Below are 26,911 nucleotides of genomic sequence, written 5' to 3'. Positions count from 1 at the left end.
ATGTCACTTTGAGTGCCCACACAGATTGTCTGATAAATTGTTAAAGAGCAGTTGCAACGCGGCTTTCAGCTCACCGTTGCGAGGTCCCGTATATTACGTTTTCCTCATTCAGAGTCAAGCGTTTATTTTCACTTTTCTCTGTCGGTTTTCAGCGTTGTTATTTACCGCTGAAACCCTGCTGACCCGGCGGCTTGCTTGCCGTTGTTCCGTGTCAGTGGAGGCGCATTATAGGGAGTTCTGAGACGTTGACAAGCCCTGTTTTCAAAAAACTTTTCAACCGTCTCTTTTTTCACCAAAGGCGGTGTCAAAACCGTAAAAAATCGCCCTTTTGCTGTTTTAACCACCGAAACAAGCCGCCAGGTGGCATACTGATGAAGTAGAAAAGAGAAAGGAACGGCATTTATGTCTATAAGCGCACAGCAGCTGGCGGCACAAAAAAACATCTCCTGGGTCATCGCGGAGAAGATCGCCCAAAAAATTCTCACCGGCGAATATCCGCCAGAGAGCATTCTTCCTGGTGAAATGGAACTGGGCGAACAGTTTGGCGTCAGCCGGACGGCAGTACGAGAAGCGGTAAAAACGCTGGCAGCGAAAGGCATGCTGCTTCCGCGCCCGCGTATCGGAACTCGCGTTCTGGCACGCAGCAGCTGGAACTTTCTGGATAAAGAGCTGCTCGCATGGTGGCTGACGGAAGATAATTTTGCCGAGGTGGTAAGCCATTTCCTGGTGATGCGTAGCAGCCTGGAGCCTCAGGCCTGTTTTCTGGCGGCGATAAACGGCACCTCCGAGCAGAAAGCGCAGCTCAATACGCTAATGGAAGAAATGATCGAGCTGAAAAGACATTTTATCCGCGAACGCTGGATTGAAGTCGATATGGCCTGGCATGAACATATTTATGCGATGAGCGGCAACCCGTTTCTCACCTCTTTCGCGTCGTTATTCCATTCGGTATATCAGACCTATTTCACCTCGATTACGCAAAATGAAGTCGTTAAACTCGATCTACACCAGGCTATTGTTGACGCCATTCAGGAAAGCGACGGTCCACGCGCGCAGCTTGCCTGCCAGACATTATTGAACACCCCAAACCACACAGGTAAATAAAGAAGGAAATGGCATGACCGGGAAGAAAGGGCTGAGTATGGCCGGACTGCCGTGGATTGCGGCCATGGCTTTCTTTATGCAGGCGCTGGACGCCACTATTCTTAATACCGCGCTTCCCGCGATTGCGCATAGCCTCGGTCACTCCCCGCTGGCGATGCAATCCGCCATTATCAGCTACACCCTGACGGTAGCGATGCTGATTCCAGTGAGCGGCTGGTTGGCCGATCGCTTTGGCACCCGCAAGGTCTTTATCGTTGCCGTTAGCCTGTTTACCCTGGGCTCCCTCGCCTGCGCGCTTTCCACTTCGCTTCCCGAATTGGTTGTCTTCCGCGTCATCCAGGGGATCGGCGGCGCAATGATGATGCCGGTTGCGCGCCTGGCGCTGTTACGCGCCTATCCGCGTAGCGAACTGCTGCCGGTACTCAACTTCGTTACCATGCCCGGACTGGTCGGCCCCATCCTCGGCCCTGTACTCGGCGGCGTGTTAGTCACCTGGGCCAGTTGGCACTGGATTTTCTTGATTAACATCCCGATTGGCATCATCGGCATTCTCTACGCCCGCAAATATATGCCGGACTTCACCACGCCCCGCCGTCGTTTCGACACCAGCGGTTTTGTGCTTTTTGGTTTAAGCCTGGTGCTGTTCTCCAGCGGTATTGAGCTCTTTGGCGAGAAAATCGTCGCCAGCTGGATAGCGCTGGCCGTCATCGCCCTGAGCGTCGTGCTCATGCTGGCCTATATTCGGCATGCTCGTCGCCATCCCACGCCGCTGATTTCGCTCTCTCTCTTTAAGACCCATACCTTCTCTGTCGGGATCGCCGGTAACCTGGCGACACGGTTAGGTACCGGCTGCGTGCCGTTCCTGATGCCGCTGATGCTACAAGTCGGTTTCGGCTACCCGGCCATTATCGCCGGCTGCATGATTGCGCCGACGGCCATCGGCTCGATAATCGCCAAGTCGACCGTCACGCAGATCCTGCGCTGGTTTGGTTATCGCAAAACGTTGGTGGGAGTCACCATCTTTATTGGTTTGATGATCGCGCAGTTTGCGCTGCAGTCGCCGGGAATGCCGCTGTGGCTGCTACTACTGCCGCTATTTGTACTGGGGATGGCGATGTCCACGCAGTTCACCTCGATGAACACCATTACGCTTGCTGATTTAACCGATGACAATGCCAGTAGCGGCAACAGCCTGCTCGCGGTAACCCAGCAGCTGTCGATTAGCCTTGGCGTAGCCATCAGCGCGGCGGTTCTGCGTTTTTATGAAGGGTTTGATAACGCCAGTACCATCGAACAATTCCACTATACCTTTATCACGATGGGTGCGATCACCGTGGTGTCAGCGTTGATGTTTATGCTGCTCAGAGCCAAAGATGGCCGCAACCTGATAACGGAGCGGCACAAGCACTAAGCTGAACCGCGAATCACCAGCTCTGGAGTGAGCTGCACGCGCTGCTGTTTTTGCCCGGGATCCGCCATGCGGTGAATCAGCACATCGATAGCGAGCTCCCCCAGTTCATCTTTAGGTTGATGAATGGTGGTGAGCGGCGGGGTCATATAGCGCGCCAGTTCAATATCGTCATACCCCACCAGCGCCATATCCTGCGGAATACGCAACCCGGACTGATACAGCGCCTGATACGCGCCGACCGCCATCGCATCATTACCGACAAAGACCGCCTGCGGCCGTGGCGTTAACGCCAGCAGTTGCTGCATCGCAGTAAAACCGCCGCCAAATTCAAAATCGCTGGTAATGACATAACCTTCGGCGACATACAGCCCGGCGCGCGCCATCGCCGCATGATAGCCCTCCAGCCGCAGTCGCGACGGCGTTTTATCCAGCGGCCCGGCAATGCAGGCAATACGGGTATGACCGCGATCGATCAGATATTGGGTCGCCATATCGCCACCGAGCAACGAATTATCCTGAATGAGATCGCTGTCGCCGTCGAACGGCGCCCAATCCATCATCACCGTCGGCACCGACGGATAACGCTGCATGATCTCCTGGGAAGGTTGATGCGTTTCGGTGCACAGCAGCAGCAGACCATCGACGCGTTTTTGCATCAGCGTTTCCAGATTGCGATTCATCCGCTGCTCATCGCCTTCGGTATTACATAGCACCAGGCTGTAGCCGCGCTCGAAACAGCTGCGTTCCACGCCGCGCACCAGCTCCGAATAAAACGGGTTAGTACTGGCGGTGATCAGCATGCCGATGGTTCGCGTCTGATTTAACTTGAGGCTGCGCGCCAGCGCCGAAGGCGCGTAGTTAAGACTTTTGATCGCCGCATCAACTTTGGCGGTAATCGCCTCGCTGACAAAGCGGTCTTTATTAATGACGTGAGAAACGGTCGAGGTGGAAACGCCCGCGACGCGGGCCACATCCTTCATGGTAGCCAAGCATTACCCCTGTTGACGCAAGAATTCGTCGATCTCTTTGCGCCACGGCACAGACGGTTGCGCCCCCTTACGGGTGACGGCAATCGCGGCGGCGGCATGGGCAAAACGGATGGCGTCTGACACTTCACGGCCTTCCAGCAGCGCGGTGACAAATGCGCCATTAAAAGTGTCGCCAGCGGCAATCGTATCGATGGCCTGAACTTTAAATCCTGGAACCCGGCGGCTTTCGCCCTCGCAGCTTAACCAAACGCCGCGGCTGCCGAGAGTAATCATCACCGTACCAATTCCCTTCGCATGAAGCGCACTGGCGGCTTTCGCGGCATCGTCGTCGCTCTCAACGCGAATACCGGTCAGCTTTTCCGCTTCGGTTTCATTCGGCGTAATAACATCCACCAGCGCCAATAGCTCATCCGAAAGTTCACGCGCCGGTGCGGGATTGAGTACCACCGTCGTCTGATGCTCATGAGCGATTTTCGCGGCAGCCATCACGCTCTCCAGCGGCGACTCCAGCTGCATTAACAATGCCTGCGCGTTGGCGATACGTTCTTTCTCCGCCTCTACCTGAGAAACCGATAGCGCTGCATTAGCGCCGGCATGAATACCGATTACATTCTCACCTTCCGCGTTAACGAAAATTAACGCGACGCCGGTAGATTCGCCAGCAACGGCACGCACCGGGGCCACGTCGATATTATCGCTCTCCAGCTGGCGGCGGACGCGTTCGCCAATATCGTCATCGCCGGTACAGGCGATGAAGGCAATATCCGCGCCGCTACGCCCGGCAGCCACCGCCTGGTTAGCGCCTTTACCGCCGAACGCGACCTGATAGTGGTTTCCGGTGACGGTCTCACCTGGAGTAGGGAAGGATTCAAGGTTAAGAATGTGATCGGCATTGATGCTGCCAAGGACGACAAGTTTGCCTGCGGTTTTCATCATCTTTATTCCCGGGAAAGCGCGCCACCGGACTCCGGTGGCGCATGCCCTGCTTTTCTTTTTATGTTGTCCCTCGGGCCGTTGCCGGCCCGAATCGCATTTTACTGCTTAATGACCAGTTTCAGCTCAACCGGATAGCTGGCATCCACTTTTTCGCCCTTCAGCACTTTATCAGCGGTTTCGACGCCTTTAACGCCGATCTGCTCCGGCAACTGGGCGATAGTCGCTGCCAGTTTGCCACTATTTACTGCTTTTTCGCCATCCGGAGTGCCGTCAAATCCAACCACCATCACATCAGATTTTCCTGCAGTCTGCAGCGCACGCAGCGCGCCCAGCGCCATTTCGTCGTTCTGCGCAAACACCGCCTGCACGTCAGGATGCGCCGTCAGCAGGTTCTGCATAACGTTCAGACCTTTAGTACGGTCGAAGTCAGCGGGCTGGCTGGCCAGTACGTTGAACTTATGCGCCGCCACGGCCTGTTTGAAACCTTCGCCGCGCTCGCGCGCCGCAGAGGTACCAGCAATACCTTGCAGCTCAATCACTTTCGCGCTTTCGCCGACTTTCTTCGCGATATAGTCGCCGGCCATTTTACCGCCCAGCACGTTATCGGAAGCAATATGGCTCACCACATCACCTTTAGAAGCCTGGCGGTCAAGGGTAATGACCGGGATTTTAGCCTGGTTCGCCATCTTCACCGCATTGCCGACAGCATCGGAGTCGGTTGGGTTAATCAGCAGCAGCTTAGCGCCACGCACCGTTAAGTCCTGTACGTTCGCCAGCTCTTTTGCCGGGTTATTCTGAGAATCCAGCACCACCAGGTTGTAACCCAGCTTATCGGCTTCTTTCTGCGCGCCGTCTTTCAGAGAAACGAAGAACGGGTTATTCAGGGTAGAGATAACCAGTGCGATGGTATCTTTCGCCATCGCGTTTGCGCTAACGGTCGCGCTTAGAGCAACAGCAGAGACCAGGGTCGCCAGTTTTTTCATATTCATAGTTAAGATGTCCTGTAGAGTTCTCAGTTACTGCTTTTTGTTATCTACCAGTACCGCCAGCAAAATCACCACCGCTTTGACGATCATCTGGTAATAGGAAGAAACGCCTAAAAGGTTCAGACCATTATTCAGGAAGCCAAGGATCAGCGCGCCAATCAGCGTGCCGACGATACGACCTTTACCACCGGCCAGGCTAGTGCCGCCAAGTACGACCGCTGCGATCGCGTCTAATTCATAGCCCGTCCCCGCCGTCGGCTGCGCAGAGGAAAGACGCGCCACTTCGATGATCCCGGCCAGTGAAGCCAACATTCCGCATAACGCATAGACGATGATTTTCACTCTATTTACGCTGATGCCGGAAAGCCGCGTCGCCGCTTCATTACCGCCCAGGGCATAAATATAACGACCCAGGCGAGTATGGTGCAGCATGTACCAGGCCGCCAGGAAGACAATCGCCATAATCCATACCGGCGTCGGGATCCCCAGCGGGCGTCCGATACCGAACCAGCCGAACAGATCGGCGTTATCGCTAAAGCCAGTGTTGATCGGGCTGCCGTTGGTGTAAACCATCGTCACGCCGCGCAGCAGCAGCATCATTACCAAAGTGGCGATAAACGCCTGCACGCGCCCTTTCGCGACAATCACCCCGGTCACCGCGCCAATAGCCGCACCGAGCGCCAGCGCGGCGGCAACGGCCACCAGCGCATTCACTTCGATACCGACGATAGACGCCGCGACGGCGCCGGTCAACGCCAGCAGAGAACCGACGGACAGATCGATCCCCGATGTCAGAATGACCAGCGTCATCCCGACCGCCATGATGGCGTTAACGGAAGTCTGCTGCAGAATATTGAACAGGTTATTGACGGTAAAAAAGTTGGGGCTCATGGTCGAAACGATCGCGATCAGCACCAGCAGGGCGATCAGCGATTTTTGCTCCATCAGCCACGCTTTAGTGAAATAGCGGCGACCAGTAACAGCCTGGGTAGTCATCTTTTTTACTCCTGATTCACACGGTTAAGCTTGCCCACAGCGGCAGCCATCAATACTTCCTGGGTGGCCTGCTCGCGTGTGAATTCACCGCCGAGATGCCCTTCATGCATAACAATGATGCGATCGCTCATGCCCAGCACTTCCGGCATCTCCGAAGAGACGAGAATGATGCTCAGGCCATCGGCTTTAAACTGGTTAATCAGCTGGTAGATCTCTTTCTTCGCACCAACGTCGACGCCACGGGTCGGTTCATCGAGGATCAGCACTTTCGGCCGGGTCATCAGCCCGCGAGCGATAGCGACTTTTTGCTGATTCCCCCCGGAAAGCAGGCCGATTGCCTGCTCCATTGAAGGCGTCTTCACATTAAACAGCCGAATGAAATCACTGACCGCCTGCTGTTCATCTTTATGCTTAAGGCTGCCGCCCGCCCGGCTGAAGTAGCGTAGCGCGGTCAATGACATGTTTTCTTTGACCGACATTCCGAGCACCAGGCCATCACGCTTACGGTCTTCGGAGATATAGACAATGCCGTTCGCCAGGCCATCCTGCGGCGAACGGGTGACGACTTCATGGCCATCCAGCGTCACGGAACCGCTGCTACGCGGCAGCGCGCCGTACAGCACCTTCATCAGTTCAGTACGCCCGGCGCCCATCAGCCCGGCGACGCCGAGGATTTCGCCCTGACGCAGGGTAAACGTCACGTTTTCCACACCGGAGCCGCAGAGATTATCGACCTTCAGACGTACCGCGCCCGGCGCCTTATCGAGATGCGGATATTGATCTTCCAGCTTACGGCCAACCATCATCTCGATCAGTCGATCCTCATCCAGCGAAGCCACTTCGCGCTCGGCAATAAATTGCCCGTCGCGAAATACGGTGACGTCATCGCAGATTTCGAAGATCTCTTTCATGCGGTGAGAGATATAGACAATGCCGTGCCCCTGCGACTTCAATTCGCGGATGACGCGGAACAGCGATTCGGTCTCGGTATCGGTCAGGGCATCTGTAGGCTCATCCATAATGATGACCTTCGATTCGAAGCTCAGCACTTTAGCGATTTCCACCATTTGCTGATCGCCAATCGACAGATCGCCCACCAGCTTCTGGCTGTTAAAGCGTAAATTCAGCTTCGCCAGCAGCTTGTCCGCTTCGGCATACATCTTTTTCCAGTCGATTTTGCCAAAGCGGTTCACGAACTCGCGGCCGAGGAAGATGTTCTCGGCAATCGTTAATTGCGGGATCAGGTTGAGTTCCTGGTGAATGATGCCGATACCGGCTTCCTGTGAGGATTTTGGGCCGTTAAAAGTCGTTTCTTTACCTAACCACAGCAAAGAACCGGCATCACGGGTATAGATACCGGTCAGTACCTTCATCATTGTCGATTTACCGGCGCCATTTTCCCCTACCAGCGCCATCACCCGGCCGGCATAGACATTCAGCGCCGCGCCGGAGAGCGCTTTGACGCCAGGGAACGCTTTATCGATCCCTTTCAGCTGTAATAAAGCTTCCATGACGGCGACCTCAGAAAGTGACGCCGGCACAGAGAATAATATTCGCATACGGGGAACACTCCCCGCTGCGAATTACCGCCTGACTATCTGCGGTTTGTTTTTTGAACTGCTCATGACTGGTGTAACGAATTTCAATCGTATTTCCCTGGTGCTGCTGCAGCTGCTCAAGATGATTGAGCAACGTCGCGTGGAGTTGCGGATTATGGGTTTTAATCTCTTCCGCGATGACCGCCGCCTCAACCTGCATTTCCGCCGTTACGACTTCCAGAACCTGCATAAAAGAAGGTACGCCCTGAGTAAGCGCCATATCAATGCGCGCGCTGCTGCGGGGAACCGGCAATCCGGCGTCGCAAACAACCAGCGTATCGGTATGACCGAGGCGGGAGATAACGGAAGAAATATCAGCGTTAAGTACGGTGCCTTTTTTCATTTTGTCTCTTTTGCTCCACTAGCGAAACGTTTCGCTGCCCTAAGTATTGTCAATCAGCGAACAGAAAACCACCGGCAGAAGAGAGAAATGTGATCGCCATCGAAACGTTTCGCAACGCGGGGACAAGAAGTTACATCAAGATGTGAGAGACAAAAAAGCCCTTCATTATTGAAGGGCTTTTTGACATCAGATTTCCACCTGCGTACCGAGCTCAATAACCCGGTTAGGAGGGATTTCAAACTGATCCGGCGCGCGCAGGGCGTTACGCTGCAGCAGCAGATACAGCTTGCCACGCAGGCGCAGATACCATGGCCGTTTGCCAATAATCAGCGACTCGTGGGACATAAAGAACGACGTTTCCATCATTCGACAGCTCAACCCTTCCAGGCCGCAGCGATGGAACACCTCTTCGACGTTCGGCGTTTCACGCCAGCCATAGCTTGCCACGACGCGCCAGAACGACGGCGACAGTTGCTCAATCTGCACGCGGCGAACGTTATGCACATACGGGGCATCTTCGGTACGCAGAGTCAGCAGGATCACGCGTTCATGCAGCACCTTGTTGTGTTTCAGGTTATGCAGCAGAGCAAAAGGGATCACGTTCAGGGCGCGAGACATATAGACCGCGGTACCCGGTACGCGCACCGGCGGCGATTTCTCCAGCGAGGAGATCATCGCTTCCAGCGAGTTACCATGCTCGTGCATCCGGCGCAGCAGGCGGAAACGCTCGCTCTTCCAGGTGGTCATCACCGTAAACATCACCAGGCCCAGTGATAACGGCAACCAGCCGCCGGAGACGATTTTATCGAGGTTCGCCGAGAACAGCGGAATATCGATACACAGGAAGGCCACCAGCATCAGGCCGACAAACAGCTTATTCCAGTGCCAGTTTTTGCGCGCCACGGTCGCCGAAAGAATGGAGGTCAACACCATGGTGCCCGTTACCGCAATACCGTACGCCGCCGCCAGATTAGAAGAGTGCTCGAAGCTGACAATGACGATGACCACAGAAACGTACAGCAGCCAGTTAATGAACGGGATGTAAATCTGCCCGGACTCCATTTCCGAAGTATGGATAATGCGCATTGGTGACAGATAGCCCAGACGCACGGCCTGGCGAGTCAGCGAGAAGACCCCGGAAATCACCGCCTGCGAGGCGATAACCGTCGCCAGGGTCGCGATAATCAGCATCGGGATCAGCGCCCATTCCGGCGCCAGCAGGAAGAACGGGTTTTTAATGGCTTCCGGGTGCTTCAGCAGCAGCGCACCCTGGCCAAAATAGTTAAGCACCAGTGATGGCAGCACCACCGAGAACCACGCCACGCGAATCGGTAGTTTGCCGAAGTGGCCCATATCAGCATACAGCGCTTCCACACCGGTAATCGACAGCACCACCGCGCCAAGCGCAATAAAGGATACCGTTTTGTACTGCAGGAAGAAATGTACCGCCCAGTAAGGGTTCAGCGCCTGCAGAACTTCCGGGTTATCGAGGATACTGCGAGCGCCAAGCACCGCCAGCAACAGGAACCAGATCAGCATAATTGGCGCGAACAGCTTGCCGACCATCCCGGTACCGTGTTTTTGAATAGCAAATAGCAGGGTCAGCACAATAATGGAGATGGGGACAATCCAGGTATCCAGCTGTGGGGCGATAATTTCCAACCCCTCTATCGCCGACATCACCGATATTGCCGGGGTTATTACTACTTCACCATAGAAGAAGCTACCGCCAATCAGGCCGAGGATCACCAACACGGAGGTCATCTTTGCCGAGGTGTTGCGCCCCGCCAGCGACATCAGCGTTAAGATCCCGCCCTCGCCGGCGTTATCCGCCCGCATCACGAAGGTGATGTATTTAATTGATACGGTAAAGATCAACAGCCAGAAAATCAGCGACAGAAAGCCAAACACCGCATCGCGTTCAACGCCAAAGCCAAACTGGCCTGACAGACATTCGCGAAGAGTATACAGTGGACTGGTACCGATATCGCCGTAAACCACGCCGATTGCCGCCAGCGTTATTGCCGGCAACGATTGTTTATTATCAGTGCTCATAGACTAGTCTTTTCGTTTATAAAACAAATGTGTGCCTAGTCCCTTGGCCCACAAAAAGCGCACAGTATGCACGATTATTTGCTGAATCGTACCCCTAACTGACACCATATTAACTTAGCTCAAAGAAAATAAATCGATTCTTCAGGCTATTACCACCCCTAATCAAACATCTATACTCGACGCAATAACGACACACGACAAAGCACGCAACTCTATTATGGCTCAATCACATTTACTGGCAGAAAGAATTTCCCGACTTAGCGCCGCCCTGGAAAAAGGACTCTTTGAACGCAGCCACGCAATACGTCTGTGCCTGCTGGCTGCGCTCAGCGGCGAGAGCGTATTCCTGCTGGGTCCACCCGGCATCGCGAAAAGCCTGATCGCCCGCCGGCTTAAGTTCGCTTTCAAGCAGGCGCGCGCTTTCGAATATCTGATGACCCGCTTCTCCACCCCGGAAGAAGTTTTCGGCCCGCTGTCTATTCAGGCGCTCAAAGATGAAGGGCGCTATGAGCGTTTAACGGCAGGCTATCTGCCAGAGGCGGAAATCGTCTTCCTGGATGAAATCTGGAAAGCCGGCCCGGCTATCCTTAATACCCTGCTGACGGCCATCAACGAACGCCACTTCCGCAACGGCGCCCATGAAGAGAAAATCCCGATGCGCCTGCTGGTTGCGGCGTCGAACGAACTTCCCGAAGCGGATAACAGCCTCGAAGCCTTATATGACCGCATGCTGATCCGCCTGTGGCTGGATAAAGTGCAGGATAAAACTAACTTCCGCTCGATGCTGGTGAGCCAACAGGATGAAAACAGCAATCCGGTTCCCGAAAACCTGCAAATCAGCACCGAAGAGTTCACCCAGTGGCAGCATGACATTGGTACCGTGAAGTTGCCGGACAATGTCTTCGAGCTGGTTTTCCAACTGCGCCAACAATTAGATGCCTTGCCTAATGCGCCTTACGTTTCCGATCGCCGCTGGAAAAAAGCCATCCGTCTGCTGCAGGCCAGCGCCTTCTTTAGCGGCCGCGACGCCATTGCGCCTATCGACCTGATCCTGCTGAAAGATTGCCTGTGGCATAACATCGAAAGCATGAATCTGATGTCGCAGCAGTTGGAATCCCTGATGACCAGCCATGCCTGGGGCCAGCAGGCGATGCTGACTAAACTGGGCGCTATCATCCAACGCCGCATCCAAATCCAGCAGCAGCACAGCGATAAAACCGCGCTTAAAGTCACGCGCGTGGGCGGCATGTTCAGCCGTAAGCCGCATTATGAACTGCCGGACGGAATTGAAGGCGAGACGTTGACGCTGCTTCTCCAGCAACCGCTGAAATTGCACGATCTCGAAGTCATTCATATCGCCTTCGAACGCGAAGCGCTGGTCAACTGGCTGGAAAAAGGCGGCGAGATCCGCGGCAAGCTCAACGGCATCGGTTTTGCCCAGCCATTGACGATGGATGTCGATGCCAGCCAGCACTTGGTGGTGCGCGACGTCAGCCTGCAAGGCTCGCGCCTGTCGCTGCCAGGCAGCGAATCTCAGGAAAATATGCCTGCCGAGATCCGCCAGCAGCTGGAAGCGCTGGATGACGAGTGGCACCAGCAACATAACCGCTTTAGCGAACAGCAAAAATGCCTGTTTATTCCCGGCGACTGGCTGGGGCGTATCGAAGCCAGCCTGCAGGACGTCGGCGCGCAAATTAAACAGGCGCGCCAGCCATGACGCTCGACATGCTGAATGTCATGCTGGCGGTCAGCGAAGAAGGGATGATCGAGGAGATGCTGCTGGCGCTGCTGGCCTCTCCTCAACTGGCGGTGTTCTTTGAAAAATTTCCGCGGCTGAAAAATATCATCGCCGCCGATATTCCGCGCTGGCGAGAAGCGGTTCGCGCCCGGCTCAAAGAGACGCAAATCCCTCCCGAACTGGACGCCGAAGTGCAGATCTATCAGCAGGCTCAGCTGCTTTCAACGTCGCAATTTATTGTGCAACTGCCGCAGATCCTCGGCAAGCTGCATAAGCTACAGTCACCCTTTGCCGCTCAGGCGCAGCAGCTGGTGGACGATAACGCGACCTTCACCCCAGCGCTACATACTCTGTTCTTACAACGCTGGCGCTTAAGCCTCGTGGTACAGACCACCACCCTCAACCAGCACCTATTAGACGATGAGCGCGATCAACTGCTCAGCGAGGTGCAGGAACGAATGACGCTCAGCGGGCAGCTAGAGCCGGTGCTGGTGGAAAACGACAACGCCGCTGGCCGCCTGTGGGATATGAGCGCCGGCGAGCTTAAACGTGGCGATTATCAGCTGATCGTGCGCTATGGCGATTTTCTCAGCCAACAACCGGAACTGATGCAACTGGCTGAGCAGTTGGGCAGATCGCGGGAAGCCAAACTGGTGCCGAAGAAAGATGCGCCGATGGAGACCTTCCGCGCGATGGTTCGTGAACCGGCAACGGTACCAGAGCAGGTCGATGGCCTGCAGCAAAGCGACGATATTCTACGTCTGTTGCCGCCAGAGTTGGCAACGCTCGGCATCACCGAACTCGAGTTCGAGTTCTACCGTAAGCTGGTGGAAAAACAGTTGTTAACCTATCGCCTGCACGGCGACGCATGGCGGGAGAAAATAACCGAACGCCCGGTAACCCGGCAGGATTTTGATGAGCAGCCGCGGGGGCCATTTATTGTCTGCGTAGATACCTCAGGTTCGATGGGCGGCTTTAACGAGCAATGCGCTAAAGCCTTTTGTCTGGCGCTGATGCGCGTCGCGCTGGCGGATAACCGTCGCTGCTACATCATGCTGTTCTCCAGCGAAGTGGTGCACTACGAGCTAACCGGCCCGCAGGGGCTTGAACAGGCGATCCGTTTTTTAAGCCAGCGTTTTCGCGGCGGCACCGATCTGGCCAGCTGTTTTCGCGCGATCGTTGAACGTTTGCAAAGCCCGCAATGGGTCGATGCCGATGCAGTGGTGATTTCCGATTTTATCGCCCAGCGGTTGCCGGATGAGGTGGTCAATAAGGTGGGGGAGTTGCAGCACAAACATCAGCACCGTTTTCACGCGGTGGCGATGTCGGTACACGGCAAACCCGGCATCATGCGCATCTTCGATCATATCTGGCGCTTTGATACCGGATTGCGTAGCCGCCTGCTGCGTCGCTGGCGGCGTTAATCTTTACAACAGAGCGGCGACGCTTTCACGCACCTGCGTGGGCCATACGCCGCACTGTACCTGGCCGATATGGTCAAGCTGCAGCAACAGCATGGTTAAACGCGACTGGCCAATACCGCCGCCAATGGTCTGCGGCATTTCGCCGCGCAGCAGCGCCTGGTGCCATTCCAGCTGCAGACGGTCTTCATCGCCGGTCACCGCCAACTGGCGCTTCAGCGCCTCGGCGTCAACGCGGATCCCCATAGAGGAAAGCTCAAAAGCGTCTTCCAGCACCGGGTTCCACACCAGGATATCGCCGTTCAGGCCGGCAAAACCCTCCGCCGATGGCGAGCTCCAGTCGTCATAATCCGGCGCGCGAACATCGTGGCGCTTGCCGTCAGACAGTTTACCGCCGATACCGATTAAGAAGACGGCGCCAAGCTCTTTAGCGATCGCCCGCTCGCGGCCTTTGGCATCCAGACCCGGATAACGGCTCAGCAGCTCCTGACTGTGAATAAAGTGGATCTGTTCCGGCAGGAATGGCGTCAGACCAAATTCCTGACTTACCGCCAGCTCGGTGGCTTTGATCCCGTCGTAGATCGCCTCAACCGTCGCTTTCAACGTGCCAGTATGGCGTTCGCCGTCGCCCATGACGCGTTCCCAGTCCCACTGGTCAACGTAAACGGAGTGAATTGGGGTGAGGCGGTCTTCATCGGGGCGAAGGGCCTTCATGTGCGTGTACAGCCCTTCGCCCGCGCTGAAGTCGTGTTGTCCCAGGGTTTGACGCTTCCACTTCGCCAGTGAATGAACCACTTCGAATTGGGCGTCTGGCAGTGTTTTCACTTTTACCTGAACCGCTTTCTCGCAGCCGGACAAGTTGTCCTGCGTCCCATCTCCTACGCGGCTTAAGATCGGCGCCTGCACTTCAATCAGGCCAAGCTTCTCTTCCAGCTGACGGGAAAAATGGGATTTAACGAAACTAATCTGGCGTTGTTTTGCGATGTATGCGGTTTTCATTTTTTATTACTCCTGCGTCCTGTTGATATTGATTAAGCAACAGAAATGGCACTGAATTCAATAATCAATCAATAAAAAGACGCCTTGAGTTTTGATTCATTAAATTAAAAAGCTAAAATAGAAAGAATCATCAAACATCATAAGAAAAAACAATGGAAAATTATCAGATCGACAATCTGGACCGCGGCATTCTTGATGCCCTAATGGCGAATGCGCGCACCGCTTACGCCGAACTGGCCAAACAGTTCGGCGTGAGTCCAGGTACGATTCACGTACGCGTAGAGAAAATGAAACAGGCGGGCATTATTACCGGCGCGCGAATTGACGTTAGCCCGAAACAGCTCGGTTATGACGTCGGCTGTTTTATCGGCATCATTCTTAAGAGCGCTAAAGACTATCCTTCCGCCCTCGCCCGGCTGGAGAGCCTGGAAGAGGTGACAGAGGCTTACTACACCACCGGCCACTACAGCATCTTTATTAAGGTGATGTGTAAATCTATCGATGCCCTGCAGCAGGTACTTATCAACAAGATCCAAACAATCGATGAAATTCAGTCCACTGAAACCCTGATCGTGCTGCAAAACCCGATCATGCGTACTATCAAGCCCTGATCGTTTTTTTTAATCCCACATTTTTCCACAGGTAGATCCCAGCTCGCTCACAGCGTACAATACGCCACTCAGAATAGTTGAGCGAGCGATCGGCGATCATGGCAGACATTACACTTATCAGCGGCAGCACCCTGGGCAGTGCGGAATATGTAGCAGAACATCTGGCAGAAAAGCTGGAAGAAGCGGGCTACAGCACTGATATCCAGCACGGTCCGCTGGTTGACGATCTGCAGGCTGAAGGGATCTGGTTAGTTATCTCTTCTACCCATGGCGCCGGCGATATTCCGGACAACCTGGTCCCCTTTTATGAAGCGTTGCTGGAGAAGCAGGCCGATCTTTCTGCCGTTCGCTTTGGCGCGGTGGGTATCGGTAGCCGCGAATATGACACTTTTTGTGGCGCAATCGACAAACTCGAAGCGGCATTAAAGGCCAACGGGGCAAAACAGATCGGTGAAACGCTGAAAATTAATGTCCTCGAACACGAGATTCCTGAAGATCCGGCCGAGGTTTGGGTGGGATCCTGGAAAGATTTACTCTGAGTTTTGTAAAGATCCGCAGCTTCTTCTGTGGATAACCCTGCTCAAAAGCTTGGATCAACCGGTAGTTATCCAAAGAATAACCGGAGTACGCTTTTTGAGCTGTGCATAACCCTTCATTCTGATCCCAGCTTATACGGAACAGGATCACCGATCATTCACAGATTGCGATCCTTCTTAAGCGTTTGATCTTAAACAGGGGATCCGACTTATCCACAAAGAGAGTCGATCCTAATAAGAGATCACAATAGAACAGATCTCTAAATAAAAGATCTTCTTTTTAATACTCAGGATCCCGGCCCCTTTCTCGAAAGAGCAAAGTTGAGTAGAATCCACGGCCCGGGCTTCAATCCATTTTCAAACCGCGTTATGCGAGGCAGATCACCATGTTTTATCAGGATCCTTTTGACGTCATCATCATTGGCGGGGGTCATGCAGGCACTGAGGCCGCGATGGCAGCAGCGCGAATGGGCCAACAAACCCTGCTTTTGACACACAATATCGACACGCTGGGGCAGATGAGCTGCAACCCGGCGATTGGCGGCATTGGGAAGGGACACCTGGTAAAAGAAGTGGACGCGCTCGGTGGTCTGATGGCGAAAGCGATCGATCAGGCAGGAATTCAGTTTAGGATACTAAACGGTAGCAAAGGCCCAGCTGTCCGCGCTACCCGCGCCCAGGCCGACCGCGTGCTGTATCGCCAGGCGGTACGCACCGCGCTGGAGAACCAGCCGAACCTGATGATCTTCCAGCAGGCGGTAGAAGATCTGATTGTCGAAAACGATCGTGTCGTCGGCGCGGTGACCCAAATGGGCCTCAAGTTCCGCGCTAAGTCGGTGGTACTAACCGTCGGCACCTTCCTGGATGGCAAAATCCACATTGGGCTGGACAACTACAGCGGCGGTCGCGCTGGCGATCCGCCGTCGATCCCACTGTCTCGCCGTCTGCGTGAACTGCCGCTGCGCGTAAGCCGCCTGAAAACGGGTACTCCACCGCGTATTGACGCACGCACCATCGATTTTAGCGTGCTGGCGCAACAGCACGGCGATAACCCGATGCCGGTCTTCTCGTTTATGGGATCCGCGGATCAACATCCGCGCCAGGTACCGTGCTATATCACGCACACCAACGAGAAAACCCATGATGTGATCCGCAGCAACCTCGATCGCAGCCCCATGTACGCCGGGGTGATTGAAGGTATCGGCCCACGTTACTGCCCGTCGATCGAAGACAAAGTCATGCGCTTTGCCGATCGCAACCAGCATCAGATCTTCCTTGAACCAGAAGGGCTGACTTCAAACGAAATTTATCCAAACGGTATCTCCACCAGCCTGCCGTTTGATGTGCAAATGCAAATCGTCCGCTCAATGCAGGGGATGGAAAACGCGAAGATCGTTCGCCCTGGCTATGCCATTGAGTACGATTTCTTTGACCCGCGTGACCTGAAGCCGACGCTGGAGAGCAAATACATTCAGGGTTTGTTCTTCGCCGGCCAGATTAACGGCACTACCGGCTATGAAGAAGCCGCCGCGCAGGGTTTGCTTGCCGGTCTTAATGCCGCCCGCTTCTCAGCGGAAAAAGAGGGTTGGGCGCCGCGTCGCGATCAGGCCTACCTTGGCGTGTTGGTGGACGATCTGTGCACACTTGGCACCAAGGAACCGTACCGCATGTTTACCTCCCGTGCGGAATATCGCTTGATGCTGCGTGAAGACAATGCCGATCTGCGCCTGACCGAACAGGGGCGTGAGCTGGGGCTGGTGGACGATGAGCGCTGGGCGCGTTTCAACGAGAAACTGGAAAGCATTGAGCGTGAACGCCAACGCCTGAAAACCAGCTGGGTCAACCCGCTGGCGGAAAGCGCTGCCGAAGTGAACGCTCACCTGACCGCGCCGCTATCGCGTGAAGCCAGCGGCGAAGATCTGCTGCGTCGTCCGGAAATGACCTACGAACAGCTGGTTCAGCTTTCTCCGTTCGCGCCGGGCCTGCAGGATCAACAGGCGGCAGAGCAGGTTGAGATTCAGGTTAAGTACGAAGGCTATATCGCTCGTCAGCAGGACGAAATCGAAAAGCAGCAGCGCAACGAGAATACTTTGCTGCCGGCAACGCTCGATTACCGTCAGGTATCCGGCCTGTCCAACGAGGTTATTGCCAAGCTGAACGACCATAAACCGTCATCGATCGGCCAGGCATCGCGTATTTCCGGGATTACCCCGGCGGCAATTTCTATTTTGCTGGTGTGGCTGAAAAAGCAGGGGATGCTGCGCCGCAGCGCCTGATAATCGTCAGAGCGCGTTAATTTGGCGGATGCAAAATCAGCGTTCGCCTTTATAATTCACAGCCCGGTAAGCGTTAGCGCCTCCGGGCTCATTATTTTTAGAAGGTACTCACCGTGCTCAACAAACTTTCTCGTCTGCTGGATGAAGCGGGTATTTCGCTCACCGATCACCAGAAAAACCAGCTGGTGGCGTATGTCGGGCTGCTGGATAAGTGGAACAAAGCCTATAACCTGACCTCTGTTCGCGATCCTAACGAGATGCTGGTTCGCCATATCCTCGATAGCATTATCGTTGCGCCATATCTACAGGGCTCCCGCTTTATCGATGTGGGAACCGGCCCGGGCCTGCCGGGTATTCCGCTGGCTATCGTGCGCCCGGAATCTCATTTCACATTACTGGATAGCCTTGGCAAGCGTGTGCGCTTCCTGCGCCAGGTCCAGCATGAGCTAAAACTGGATAACATCACCCCCGTGCAGAGCCGTGTGGAAGCGTTTCCCGCCGAGCCGCCGTTTGATGGCGTCATTAGCCGCGCTTTTGCTTCGCTGAACGACATGGTGAGCTGGTGCCACCACCTGCCGGCGGCAGATGGGCATTTCTACGCGTTGAAAGGGCAGGCGCAGGAAAGTGAAATGGCAGACCTGCCAGAAGGTTACCAGGTTTGCGACGTGATTAAACTGCATGTACCCCAGTTGGAAGGGGAGAGACATTTGGTGGTCATTAAGCCAAACGCCTTATAATTTTTATCAAAAAATGTGGAAAAAATGTGGCCTGCGCATGTTACAAAAATCAAAGTTACCTGCGGGTATTATCTGGCCACTTTTAACCTTGTTTTTACTATGGCTTTTCTAGTGTTTAACTTTAGCGTGGTGGTTTACTGGCAGAATAGTCAACTTTGAAAATATCAGGGTGCTAAAAATCGATGAACTGTCAGTTCATATTGATGTTAAATTTTTATTATAAATGTCAATAAAAGGTTTTTATTGTATGTGGGGTTGTTTTACAAAAAGACCTCACTTTTTATCTTGAATATCAAAAAGATGAAAACTTACTGATTCTGTACAGATTTAATTCGATTGCGCCGAAAATGTTTATTATGTGATCTGATGCACGCTTTAATGGCCGCGTTTTCTCATTATTTGCACTTCTGGTTGATCCCTCACTGATTGACGAAATGCATGAAAAATTGCCGCTCAGAAAATAATTAAACATTTATTCACTATTTTGCTACTTAATGTTTGAAATCACGTGTTGTCACCGTATAATTTGTCCGCTTTTTGACGCTTGACTCTTGGTCTTAAAGAACGTTTTATACGACACGCGGCATACCTCGAAGGGAGCAGGAGTAAAAACGTGATGTCTATGTCGCTCGTGAGTCGAAACGTTGCTCGAAAGCTTCTGTTTATTCAGTTACTGGCAGTAATAGCAAGTGGACTGCTGTTCAGCCTCAAAGACCCCTTCTGGGGCATCTCCGCCATATGCGGAGGTTTGGCAGTTGTTTTGCCAAACGCGTTGTTTATGATTTTTGCCTGGCGCCATCAGGCGCATACACCAGCACAAGGCCGAGTGGCCTGGACCTTCGCCTTCGGTGAAGCATTCAAGGTGTTGCTGACCTTCGCCCTACTGGCGATGGCGCTGGCGGTTTTTGAAGTGGTATTTTTGCCGCTGATAGTGACGTGGGTTTTGGTGCTGGTGGTACAAATTCTGGCTCCAGCTGTAATTAACAACAAAGGGTAAAAGGCATCATGGCTTCAGAAAATATGACGCCGCAGGATTACATAGGACACCATCTGAACAACCTTCAGTTGGACCTACGTACATTCTCGCTGGTGGATCCGCACAACCCCCCAGCCACCTTCTGGACGCTCAATATTGACTCCATGTTTTTCTCGGTGGTTCTCGGTCTGCTGTTCCTTGCCATGTTCCGTAGCGTTGCTAAGAGAGCGACCAGCGGCGTACCAGGGAAATTCCAAACCTTCATCGAAATGATCATCGGCTTCGTCCATGGCAGCGTCAAAGACATGTACCATGGCAAGAGCAAGGTCATCGCGCCGCTGGCGCTTACCGTGTTCGTCTGGGTATTCCTGATGAACCTGATGGACCTGCTGCCAATCGACCTGATTCCTTATATCGGCGAACACATTTTCGGCCTGCCTGCACTGCGCGTGGTTCCGTCTGCTGACGTGAACATCACCCTGTCAATGGCGCTTGGCGTGTTCATCCTGATTATTTTCTACAGCATCAAAATGAAAGGCGTTGGTGGGTTCGTTAAAGAACTGACCATGCAGCCGTTCAATCACTGGGCGTTCATTCCTGTCAACTTAATCCTTGAAGGGGTAAGCCTGCTGTCCAAACCGGTTTCTCTCGGTCTGCGACTGTTCGGCAACATGTATGCCGGTGAGCTGATTTTCATTCTGATTGCTGGTCTGTTGCCGTGGTGGTCACAGTGGATTCTGAATGTGCCTTGGGCCATTTTCCACATCCTGATTATTACGCTGCAAGCCTTCATCTTCATGGTTCTGACGATTGTCTATCTGTCGATGGCATCCGAAGAGCATTGATTTTTACCAACACTACTACGTTTTAACTGAAACAAACTGGAGACTGTCATGGAAAACCTGAATATGGATCTGCTGTACATGGCTGCCGCTGTGATGATGGGTCTGGCGGCAATCGGTGCTGCGATCGGTATCGGCATCCTCGGGGGTAAATTCCTGGAAGGCGCAGCGCGTCAACCGGATCTGATTCCTCTGCTGCGTACTCAGTTCTTTATCGTTATGGGTCTGGTGGATGCTATCCCGATGATCGCTGTAGGTCTGGGTCTGTACGTGATGTTTGCTGTCGCGTAGTAAGTTGTTCGAAAGAAACCTAAGCCACAGAGTTAATTTAAGAGGTATTGTGCTGTGAACATGAACGCAACAATCCTCGGCCAGGCCATCGCGTTTGTTATCTTCGTATGGTTCTGCATGAAGTACGTATGGCCGCCGTTAATGGCTGCCCTCGAAAAGCGCCAGAAAGAAATTTCTGACGGTTTAGCTTCTGCAGAACGCGCTAAGAAAGATTTGGACCTTGCACAGGCCAACGCGACCGACCAGCTGAAAAAAGCGAAAGCGGAAGCCCAGGTAATCATCGAGCAAGCGAACAAGCGTCGCTCTCAGATTCTGGACGAAGCTAAAGCTGAAGCAGAACAGGAACGCACCAAAATCGTCGCACAGGCGCAGGCTGAAATCGATGCCGAACGTAAACGTGCTCGCGAAGAACTGCGTAAGCAGGTTGCTATCCTGGCTGTTGCTGGCGCCGAGAAGATCATCGAACGTTCCGTGGATGAAGCTGCTAACAGCGACATCGTGGATAAACTTGTCGCTGAACTGTAAGGAGGGAGGGGCTGATGTCTGAATTTGTAACGGTAGCTCGCCCCTACGCCAAAGCAGCTTTTGACTTTGCCGTCGAACACAAAAGTGTTGAGCGCTGGCAGGATATGCTGGCGTTTGCCGCTGAAGTGACTAAAAACGAACAAATGGCAGAGCTTCTCTCCGGTGCCCTGGCGCCGGAAACGCTCTCAGATGCGTTTATCGCTATCTGCGGCGAGCAACTCGACGAAAATGGTCAGAACCTGATTCGGGTGATGGCTGAAAATGGTCGTCTGAAGGTGCTCCCGGATGTTCTTGAGCAGTTCATTCACCTGCGTGCGGCCAGCGAGGCCATCGCAGAGGTAGATGTTATTTCTGCCAACCAACTGAGTGAAGAACAGCTTGCGAAGATCTCCGGCGCGATGGAAAAGCGTCTGTCACGCAAAGTTAAGCTGAATTGCAAAATCGATAAGTCTGTTATGGCAGGAGTTATCATCCGCTCGGGTGATATGGTCATTGATGGTAGCGTACGCGGCCGTCTTGATCGCCTGGCAGACGTCTTGCAGTCTTAAGGGGACTGGAGCATGCAACTGAATTCCACCGAAATCAGCGAACTGATCAAGCAGCGCATTGCTCAGTTCAATGTTGTGAGTGAAGCTCACAACGAAGGTACTATTGTTTCTGTAAGTGACGGTGTTATCCGCATCCACGGCCTGGCCGATTGTATGCAGGGTGAAATGATCTCCCTGCCGGGTAACCGTTACGCTATCGCACTGAACCTGGAGCGCGACTCCGTTGGTGCGGTTGTGATGGGTCCGTATGCTGACCTCGCCGAAGGCATGAAGGTTAAGTGTACTGGCCGTATTCTGGAAGTTCCGGTCGGTCGTGGTCTGTTAGGCCGCGTGGTGAACACCCTGGGTGCGCCAATTGACGGTAAAGGTCCTGTTGAGCACGATGGCTTCTCGCCAATCGAAGTTATCGCTCCGGGCGTTATCGATCGTCAATCCGTAGACCAGCCGGTACAGACCGGTTACAAATCTGTTGATGCCATGATTCCAATCGGCCGTGGCCAGCGTGAGCTGATCATCGGTGACCGTCAGACCGGTAAAACCGCGATGGCAATCGATGCGATCATCAACCAGCGTGATTCCGGCATCAAATGCGTATACGTAGCTATCGGCCAGAAAGCCTCCACCATCTCTAACGTGGTGCGTAAACTGGAAGAGCACGGCGCGCTGTCCAACACTATCGTTGTTGTGGCGACCGCTTCTGAATCTGCTGCACTGCAATACCTGGCGCCGTATGCCGGTTGCGCAATGGGCGAATACTTCCGCGACCGCGGTGAAGATGCGCTGATCGTTTACGATGACCTGTCTAAACAGGCTGTTGCTTACCGTCAGGTTTCCCTGCTGCTCCGTCGTCCGCCAGGACGTGAAGCATTCCCGGGCGACGTGTTCTACCTCCACTCCCGTCTGCTGGAGCGCGCATCCCGCGTTAACGCGGAATACGTTGAGAAGTTCACCAATGGTGAAGTTAAAGGTAAAACCGGCTCCCTGACTGCGCTGCCGATTATCGAGACGCAAGCGGGTGACGTTTCCGCATTCGTTCCGACCAACGTAATTTCCATTACCGATGGTCAGATCTTCCTGGAAACCAACCTGTTCAACTCCGGTATTCGTCCGGCGGTTAACCCGGGTATCTCCGTATCCCGTGTTGGTGGTGCTGCTCAGACCAAGATCATCAAGAAACTGTCCGGTGGTATCCGTACCGCGCTGGCGCAGTATCGTGAACTGGCTGCGTTCTCTCAGTTCGCATCCGATCTGGACGAAGCGACTCGTAAGCAGCTGAGCCACGGTCAGAAAGTGACCGAACTGCTGAAACAGAAACAGTATGCACCTATGTCTGTAGCACAGCAGGGTCTGGTACTGTTCGCTGCTGAACGCGGTTACCTCGAAGATGTGGAACTGGCGAAAATCGGTAGCTTCGAAGCCGCTCTGCTGGCTTACGTTGACCGTGACCACGCTCCGCTGATGCAAGAGATTAACCAGACCGGTGGCTATAACGACGAGATCGAAGGCAAGCTGAAAGGCATCCTCGACTCCTTCAAAGCAACCCAGTCCTGGTAAAGTCTGGCGGCTTGCCTTAGGGCAGGCCGCAAGGCATTGAGGAGAAGCTCATGGCCGGCGCAAAAGAGATACGTAGTAAGATCGCAAGCGTCCAGAACACGCAAAAGATCACCAAAGCGATGGAGATGGTCGCCGCCTCCAAAATGCGTAAAACGCAGGATCGCATGGCGGCCAGCCGTCCATATGCAGATACTATGCGCAAAGTGATTGGTCACCTTGCGAACGGTAATCTGGAATATAAGCACCCGTACCTGGAAGAACGCGACGTTAAACGCGTGGGCTACCTGGTGGTGTCGACCGACCGTGGTCTGTGCGGTGGCTTGAACATTAACCTGTTCAAAAAACTGCTGGCGGATATGAAAGCATGGTCCGATAAAGGCGTTCAGTGCGACCTCGCAATGATCGGCTCTAAAGGCGTGTCTTTCTTTAACTCCGTGGGCGGCAATATTGTGGCCCAGGTGACCGGTATGGGTGATAACCCGTCCCTGTCCGAACTGATCGGCCCGGTAAAAGTGATGTTGCAGGCCTACGATGAAGGCCGTCTGGACAAGCTTTACGTTGTCAGCAACAAATTTATTAACACCATGTCTCAGGCTCCGACCATCACTCAGCTGCTGCCGTTACCGGCTTCAGAAGATGATGATCTGAAACGTAAGTCCTGGGATTACCTGTATGAGCCCGATCCGAAAGCGCTGCTGGATACCCTCCTGCGTCGTTATGTGGAGTCTCAGGTTTATCAGGGCGTGGTAGAAAACCTGGCCAGCGAGCAGGCCGCCCGTATGGTGGCGATGAAAGCCGCGACCGATAATGGCGGCAGCCTGATTAAAGAGCTGCAGTTGGTATACAACAAAGCTCGTCAGGCCAGCATTACTCAGGAACTCACCGAGATCGTCTCGGGGGCCGCCGCGGTTTAACCAGGTTATTTCGTAGAGGATTTAAGATGGCTACTGGAAAGATTGTCCAGGTAATCGGCGCCGTGGTCGACGTCGAGTTCCCTCAGGATGCCGTACCACGCGTGTACGATGCCCTTGAGGTACAGAATGGTAATGAGAGCCTGGTGCTGGAAGTTCAGCAGCAGCTCGGCGGTGGCGTAGTCCGTGCTATCGCCATGGGTTCTTCCGACGGTCTGCGTCGTGGTCTGGAAGTTAAAGACCTCGAGCACCCGATCGAAGTCCCGGTAGGTAAAGCGACTCTGGGCCGTATCATGAACGTCCTGGGTCAGCCGATCGACATGAAAGGCGACATCGGTGAAGAAGAACGTTGGGCTATCCACCGCGCGGCGCCTTCCTATGAAGAGCTGTCCAGCTCTCAGGAACTGCTGGAAACCGGCATCAAAGTTATCGACTTGATGTGTCCGTTCGCTAAGGGCGGTAAAGTTGGTCTGTTCGGTGGTGCGGGTGTAGGTAAAACCGTAAACATGATGGAGCTGATTCGTAACATCGCGATCGAGCACTCCGGTTACTCCGTGTTTGCGGGCGTTGGTGAGCGTACTCGTGAGGGTAACGACTTCTATCACGAAATGACCGACTCCAACGTTCTGGATAAAGTATCCCTGGTTTACGGCCAGATGAACGAGCCGCCGGGAAACCGTCTGCGCGTTGCGCTGACCGGCCTGACCATGGCTGAGAAATTCCGTGACGAAGGTCGTGACGTTCTGCTGTTCGTCGATAACATCTATCGTTACACCCTGGCCGGTACTGAAGTATCTGCACTGCTGGGCCGTATGCCTTCAGCGGTAGGTTATCAGCCGACTCTGGCGGAAGAGATGGGCGTTCTGCAGGAACGTATCACCTCCACCAAAACCGGTTCTATCACCTCCGTTCAGGCGGTATACGTACCTGCGGATGACTTGACTGACCCATCCCCAGCAACCACCTTTGCGCACCTTGACGCAACCGTGGTACTGAGCCGTCAGATCGCGTCTCTGGGTATCTACCCGGCCGTTGACCCGCTGGATTCCACCAGCCGTCAGCTGGATCCGCTGGTTGTTGGTCAGGAACACTACGACACCGCGCGTGGCGTACAGTCCCTGCTGCAGCGTTATCAGGAACTGAAAGACATCATCGCCATCCTGGGTATGGATGAACTGTCTGAAGAAGATAAACTGGTGGTAGCTCGCGCTCGTAAGATCCAGCGCTTCCTGTCCCAGCCGTTCTTCGTAGCAGAAGTATTTACCGGTTCCCCGGGCAAATACGTTTCGCTGAAAGACACCATCCGTGGCTTTAAAGGCATCATGGAAGGCGAATACGATCACCTGCCGGAGCAGGCGTTCTACATGGTCGGTTCCATCGAAGAAGCCGTGGAAAAAGCCAAAAAACTTTAACGCCTTAATCGGAGGGTGATATGGCAATGACTTACCACCTGGATGTCGTCAGCGCAGAGAAACAGATGTTCTCTGGCCTGGTCGAGAAAATCCAGGTAACGGGTAGCGAAGGTGAGCTGGGTATTTTCCCGGGTCACGCGCCGCTGCTCACCGCCATTAAGCCTGGTATGATTCGCATCGTTAAACAGTTCGGTCACGAAGAGTTTATCTATCTGTCCGGCGGCATTCTTGAAGTGCAACCGGGCAACGTGATCGTTCTGGCCGATACGGCAATTCGTGGTCAGGATCTCGACGAAGCGCGAGCCCTGGAAGCGAAACGTAAAGCGGAAGAGCACATCAAGAGCTCTCACGGCGACGTGGATTACGCTCAGGCGTCCGCGGAACTGGCCAAAGCGATCGCTAAACTGCGCGTTATCGAATTGACCAAAAAAGCGATGTAACACCGGCTTGAAAGCTAAAAGCCAGTCTGGAAACAGACTGGCTTTTTTTATGCTTAATACGACAGCGGTGACGTCGGACAAAACACACTCCCCCTTAATTGTTATTGATTAGTTAAATGATGAAGCGTAGACTGATTTTTGTGATGCAAATCACAAAAAATACTGTCAAACCGCACCTGTAATCTGGAAATCATCATGAAACTGTTCCACAAAATCATCGCCAAATTTAGCGCCCTGAGCTTCTGATCGCCGCGCTACCGTCCTGCTTTCACGCACTATCGCTCATCAAAACGACAACACATGCGATGTGAAACAACGGAAAATAGGTCACCCGAGGGTGGCCTCTTTGCTTTTTATGCCTCTCTTTAACCACTTTCCAGCCCAAACTCATTGACCTTTCCCGCCCGGGACAGGCTAAAATTCTGTCAGGTTATAAACTTACGGTTTATCAGCGATAACGGTAAACACTGCTTTATTCAGGTGACAAAAAAACAGCAAAAGCAGTGAGATAGAAGGTCATTCCCCTCACTATCATCGTTTTTCAGCGTTAAACTGTTTTACGATGGTTAAAAATAGCGCCCTAAAATGGTGTATAGCATTGAGCCTGGACGTTTTCTCCGCGTCTCGTTTCATGATGAAAAATATGTAGCAATTTCAACGTGAAAGGCTTTTACTT

General features: G+C 53.7%; 25 protein-coding genes. 17 read left to right on the top strand and 8 right to left on the bottom strand.

Annotation, left to right across the window (positions count from 1 at the left end):
- The first annotated feature begins 402 nt into the window (after window positions 1–402).
- On the top strand, window positions 403–1,104 hold the full coding sequence (locus ABLU78_RS04100; protein WP_015368986.1) for a FadR/GntR family transcriptional regulator: 702 nt from the start codon (window positions 403–405) through the stop codon (window positions 1,102–1,104).
- Between the two features lie 13 nt (window positions 1,105–1,117).
- On the top strand, window positions 1,118–2,515 hold the full coding sequence (mdtD, locus tag ABLU78_RS04095; protein ID WP_015368987.1) for a multidrug transporter subunit MdtD: 1,398 nt from the start codon (window positions 1,118–1,120) through the stop codon (window positions 2,513–2,515).
- Here mdtD and rbsR read toward each other — a convergent pair.
- The 7 genes from rbsR to kup all read right to left on the bottom strand — a co-directional run bounded on the left by rbsR (window position 2,512) and on the right by kup (window position 10,418).
- Window positions 2,512–3,504: a ribose operon transcriptional repressor RbsR gene (gene rbsR / locus ABLU78_RS04090; protein WP_074166527.1), complete on the bottom strand. Its 993-nt coding sequence runs from the start codon at window positions 3,502–3,504 to the stop codon at window positions 2,512–2,514. The two genes, mdtD and rbsR, sit on opposite strands and share 4 nt — an antisense overlap.
- Before the next feature lie 3 nt (window positions 3,505–3,507).
- Window positions 3,508–4,440: a ribokinase gene (gene rbsK / locus ABLU78_RS04085; protein ID WP_162198570.1), complete on the bottom strand. Its 933-nt coding sequence runs from the start codon at window positions 4,438–4,440 to the stop codon at window positions 3,508–3,510.
- 98 nt (window positions 4,441–4,538) lie between these two features.
- Window positions 4,539–5,429 carry a ribose ABC transporter substrate-binding protein RbsB gene (rbsB, locus tag ABLU78_RS04080; RefSeq protein ID WP_015368990.1) on the bottom strand — a complete coding sequence of 297 codons (891 nt, stop codon included), beginning with the start codon at window positions 5,427–5,429 and terminating at the stop codon, window positions 4,539–4,541.
- A 27-nt stretch (window positions 5,430–5,456) separates the two neighbouring features.
- On the bottom strand, window positions 5,457–6,422 hold the full coding sequence (gene rbsC, locus ABLU78_RS04075) for a ribose ABC transporter permease (RefSeq protein WP_015368991.1): 966 nt from the start codon (window positions 6,420–6,422) through the stop codon (window positions 5,457–5,459).
- 5 nt (window positions 6,423–6,427) lie between these two features.
- The gene (gene rbsA / locus ABLU78_RS04070; RefSeq protein WP_048229813.1) at window positions 6,428–7,933 is read right to left on the bottom strand and encodes a ribose ABC transporter ATP-binding protein RbsA; all 1,506 of its coding nucleotides are present in this window, start codon (window positions 7,931–7,933) and stop codon (window positions 6,428–6,430) included.
- 10 nt (window positions 7,934–7,943) lie between these two features.
- Window positions 7,944–8,363 carry a D-ribose pyranase gene (gene rbsD / locus ABLU78_RS04065; protein ID WP_015368993.1) on the bottom strand — a complete coding sequence of 140 codons (420 nt, stop codon included), beginning with the start codon at window positions 8,361–8,363 and terminating at the stop codon, window positions 7,944–7,946.
- 186 nt (window positions 8,364–8,549) lie between these two features.
- A complete protein-coding gene (gene kup / locus ABLU78_RS04060; protein ID WP_015368994.1) occupies window positions 8,550–10,418 on the bottom strand; it encodes a low affinity potassium transporter Kup in 1,869 nt (622 codons plus the stop codon).
- A gap of 217 nt (window positions 10,419–10,635) precedes the next feature.
- Here kup and ravA point away from each other — a divergent pair, with 217 nt between their 5' ends.
- Window positions 10,636–12,135: an ATPase RavA gene (gene ravA, locus ABLU78_RS04055; protein ID WP_020077612.1), complete on the top strand. Its 1,500-nt coding sequence runs from the start codon at window positions 10,636–10,638 to the stop codon at window positions 12,133–12,135.
- A complete protein-coding gene (gene viaA, locus ABLU78_RS04050) occupies window positions 12,132–13,580 on the top strand; it encodes an ATPase RavA stimulator ViaA (RefSeq protein ID WP_015703920.1) in 1,449 nt (482 codons plus the stop codon). Before ravA ends, viaA begins: the two co-directional genes overlap by 4 nt.
- Window positions 13,581–13,583: 3 nt before the next feature.
- Here the strand turns inward: viaA and asnA are convergent, their stop codons facing one another.
- Window positions 13,584–14,576 (bottom strand): aspartate--ammonia ligase, encoded by a 993-nt coding sequence (asnA, locus tag ABLU78_RS04045; RefSeq protein WP_032715373.1) that lies wholly within the window; start codon window positions 14,574–14,576, stop codon window positions 13,584–13,586.
- A gap of 152 nt (window positions 14,577–14,728) precedes the next feature.
- Here asnA and asnC point away from each other — a divergent pair, with 152 nt between their 5' ends.
- The 13 genes from asnC to ABLU78_RS03980 all read left to right on the top strand — a co-directional run bounded on the left by asnC (window position 14,729) and on the right by ABLU78_RS03980 (window position 26,235).
- Window positions 14,729–15,187 carry a transcriptional regulator AsnC gene (gene asnC / locus ABLU78_RS04040; RefSeq protein ID WP_015368998.1) on the top strand — a complete coding sequence of 153 codons (459 nt, stop codon included), beginning with the start codon at window positions 14,729–14,731 and terminating at the stop codon, window positions 15,185–15,187.
- A gap of 98 nt (window positions 15,188–15,285) precedes the next feature.
- Window positions 15,286–15,726 (top strand): FMN-binding protein MioC, encoded by a 441-nt coding sequence (gene mioC / locus ABLU78_RS04035; protein ID WP_015368999.1) that lies wholly within the window; start codon window positions 15,286–15,288, stop codon window positions 15,724–15,726.
- Between the two features lie 383 nt (window positions 15,727–16,109).
- Window positions 16,110–17,999 (top strand): tRNA uridine-5-carboxymethylaminomethyl(34) synthesis enzyme MnmG, encoded by a 1,890-nt coding sequence (gene mnmG / locus ABLU78_RS04030; protein ID WP_015369000.1) that lies wholly within the window; start codon window positions 16,110–16,112, stop codon window positions 17,997–17,999.
- Between the two features lie 113 nt (window positions 18,000–18,112).
- Window positions 18,113–18,736, top strand: coding sequence for a 16S rRNA (guanine(527)-N(7))-methyltransferase RsmG (gene rsmG, locus ABLU78_RS04025; protein WP_015369001.1), 624 nt, complete (start codon window positions 18,113–18,115; stop codon window positions 18,734–18,736).
- 616 nt (window positions 18,737–19,352) lie between these two features.
- Window positions 19,353–19,733, top strand: coding sequence for a F0F1 ATP synthase subunit I (gene atpI / locus ABLU78_RS04020; RefSeq protein ID WP_015703918.1), 381 nt, complete (start codon window positions 19,353–19,355; stop codon window positions 19,731–19,733).
- Between the two features lie 8 nt (window positions 19,734–19,741).
- Entirely contained in the window at window positions 19,742–20,557 is an 816-nt protein-coding gene (gene atpB, locus ABLU78_RS04015; protein ID WP_015369004.1) for a F0F1 ATP synthase subunit A, read from the top strand.
- Window positions 20,558–20,605: 48 nt separating this feature from the next.
- Window positions 20,606–20,845 carry a F0F1 ATP synthase subunit C gene (gene atpE / locus ABLU78_RS04010; protein WP_000429386.1) on the top strand — a complete coding sequence of 80 codons (240 nt, stop codon included), beginning with the start codon at window positions 20,606–20,608 and terminating at the stop codon, window positions 20,843–20,845.
- Between the two features lie 54 nt (window positions 20,846–20,899).
- A complete protein-coding gene (gene atpF / locus ABLU78_RS04005; RefSeq protein WP_048229815.1) occupies window positions 20,900–21,370 on the top strand; it encodes a F0F1 ATP synthase subunit B in 471 nt (156 codons plus the stop codon).
- 14 nt (window positions 21,371–21,384) lie between these two features.
- On the top strand, window positions 21,385–21,918 hold the full coding sequence (gene atpH / locus ABLU78_RS04000; RefSeq protein ID WP_015369005.1) for a F0F1 ATP synthase subunit delta: 534 nt from the start codon (window positions 21,385–21,387) through the stop codon (window positions 21,916–21,918).
- A 12-nt stretch (window positions 21,919–21,930) separates the two neighbouring features.
- A complete protein-coding gene (gene atpA / locus ABLU78_RS03995; protein ID WP_015369006.1) occupies window positions 21,931–23,472 on the top strand; it encodes a F0F1 ATP synthase subunit alpha in 1,542 nt (513 codons plus the stop codon).
- Between the two features lie 50 nt (window positions 23,473–23,522).
- Complete coding sequence (gene atpG, locus ABLU78_RS03990) at window positions 23,523–24,386, top strand: F0F1 ATP synthase subunit gamma (protein WP_015369007.1); 864 nt, start codon at window positions 23,523–23,525, stop codon at window positions 24,384–24,386.
- A 26-nt stretch (window positions 24,387–24,412) separates the two neighbouring features.
- Window positions 24,413–25,795, top strand: a complete 1,383-nt coding sequence (gene atpD, locus ABLU78_RS03985; protein ID WP_015369008.1) for a F0F1 ATP synthase subunit beta — start codon at window positions 24,413–24,415, stop codon at window positions 25,793–25,795.
- A gap of 20 nt (window positions 25,796–25,815) precedes the next feature.
- On the top strand, window positions 25,816–26,235 hold the full coding sequence (locus ABLU78_RS03980) for a F0F1 ATP synthase subunit epsilon (protein ID WP_015703917.1): 420 nt from the start codon (window positions 25,816–25,818) through the stop codon (window positions 26,233–26,235).
- Window positions 26,236–26,911 lie beyond the last annotated feature (676 nt).

The organism is Klebsiella sp. JN_Kp122, from assembly GCF_040062085.1.
In the GTDB taxonomy this organism is placed as follows: Bacteria; Pseudomonadota; Gammaproteobacteria; order Enterobacterales; family Enterobacteriaceae; genus Klebsiella; species Klebsiella aerogenes.
This window is presented reverse-complemented; position numbering and strand designations above follow the sequence as displayed.

Excerpts from the sequence above, each read along its gene's own strand:
- asnC (WP_015368998.1), top strand. The coding sequence starts at position 14,729 with ATGGAAAATTATCAGATCGACAATCTGGACCGCGGCATTCTTGATGCC.
- ravA (WP_020077612.1), top strand. The coding sequence starts at position 10,636 with ATGGCTCAATCACATTTACTGGCAGAAAGAATTTCCCGACTTAGCGCC.
- mnmG (WP_015369000.1), top strand. The coding sequence starts at position 16,110 with ATGTTTTATCAGGATCCTTTTGACGTCATCATCATTGGCGGGGGTCAT.
- atpI (WP_015703918.1), top strand. The coding sequence starts at position 19,353 with ATGTCTATGTCGCTCGTGAGTCGAAACGTTGCTCGAAAGCTTCTGTTT.
- kup (WP_015368994.1), bottom strand. The coding sequence starts at position 10,418 with ATGAGCACTGATAATAAACAATCGTTGCCGGCAATAACGCTGGCGGCA.
- ABLU78_RS04100 (WP_015368986.1), top strand. The coding sequence starts at position 403 with ATGTCTATAAGCGCACAGCAGCTGGCGGCACAAAAAAACATCTCCTGG.
- atpE (WP_000429386.1), top strand. The coding sequence starts at position 20,606 with ATGGAAAACCTGAATATGGATCTGCTGTACATGGCTGCCGCTGTGATG.
- atpA (WP_015369006.1), top strand. The coding sequence starts at position 21,931 with ATGCAACTGAATTCCACCGAAATCAGCGAACTGATCAAGCAGCGCATT.
- rbsA (WP_048229813.1), bottom strand. The coding sequence starts at position 7,933 with ATGGAAGCTTTATTACAGCTGAAAGGGATCGATAAAGCGTTCCCTGGC.
- rbsB (WP_015368990.1), bottom strand. The coding sequence starts at position 5,429 with ATGAATATGAAAAAACTGGCGACCCTGGTCTCTGCTGTTGCTCTAAGC.
- asnA (WP_032715373.1), bottom strand. The coding sequence starts at position 14,576 with ATGAAAACCGCATACATCGCAAAACAACGCCAGATTAGTTTCGTTAAA.
- rbsK (WP_162198570.1), bottom strand. The coding sequence starts at position 4,440 with ATGATGAAAACCGCAGGCAAACTTGTCGTCCTTGGCAGCATCAATGCC.
- atpD (WP_015369008.1), top strand. The coding sequence starts at position 24,413 with ATGGCTACTGGAAAGATTGTCCAGGTAATCGGCGCCGTGGTCGACGTC.
- atpG (WP_015369007.1), top strand. The coding sequence starts at position 23,523 with ATGGCCGGCGCAAAAGAGATACGTAGTAAGATCGCAAGCGTCCAGAAC.
- mioC (WP_015368999.1), top strand. The coding sequence starts at position 15,286 with ATGGCAGACATTACACTTATCAGCGGCAGCACCCTGGGCAGTGCGGAA.
- viaA (WP_015703920.1), top strand. The coding sequence starts at position 12,132 with ATGACGCTCGACATGCTGAATGTCATGCTGGCGGTCAGCGAAGAAGGG.
- atpH (WP_015369005.1), top strand. The coding sequence starts at position 21,385 with ATGTCTGAATTTGTAACGGTAGCTCGCCCCTACGCCAAAGCAGCTTTT.
- ABLU78_RS03980 (WP_015703917.1), top strand. The coding sequence starts at position 25,816 with ATGGCAATGACTTACCACCTGGATGTCGTCAGCGCAGAGAAACAGATG.
- atpB (WP_015369004.1), top strand. The coding sequence starts at position 19,742 with ATGGCTTCAGAAAATATGACGCCGCAGGATTACATAGGACACCATCTG.
- rbsD (WP_015368993.1), bottom strand. The coding sequence starts at position 8,363 with ATGAAAAAAGGCACCGTACTTAACGCTGATATTTCTTCCGTTATCTCC.
- rbsC (WP_015368991.1), bottom strand. The coding sequence starts at position 6,422 with ATGACTACCCAGGCTGTTACTGGTCGCCGCTATTTCACTAAAGCGTGG.
- mdtD (WP_015368987.1), top strand. The coding sequence starts at position 1,118 with ATGACCGGGAAGAAAGGGCTGAGTATGGCCGGACTGCCGTGGATTGCG.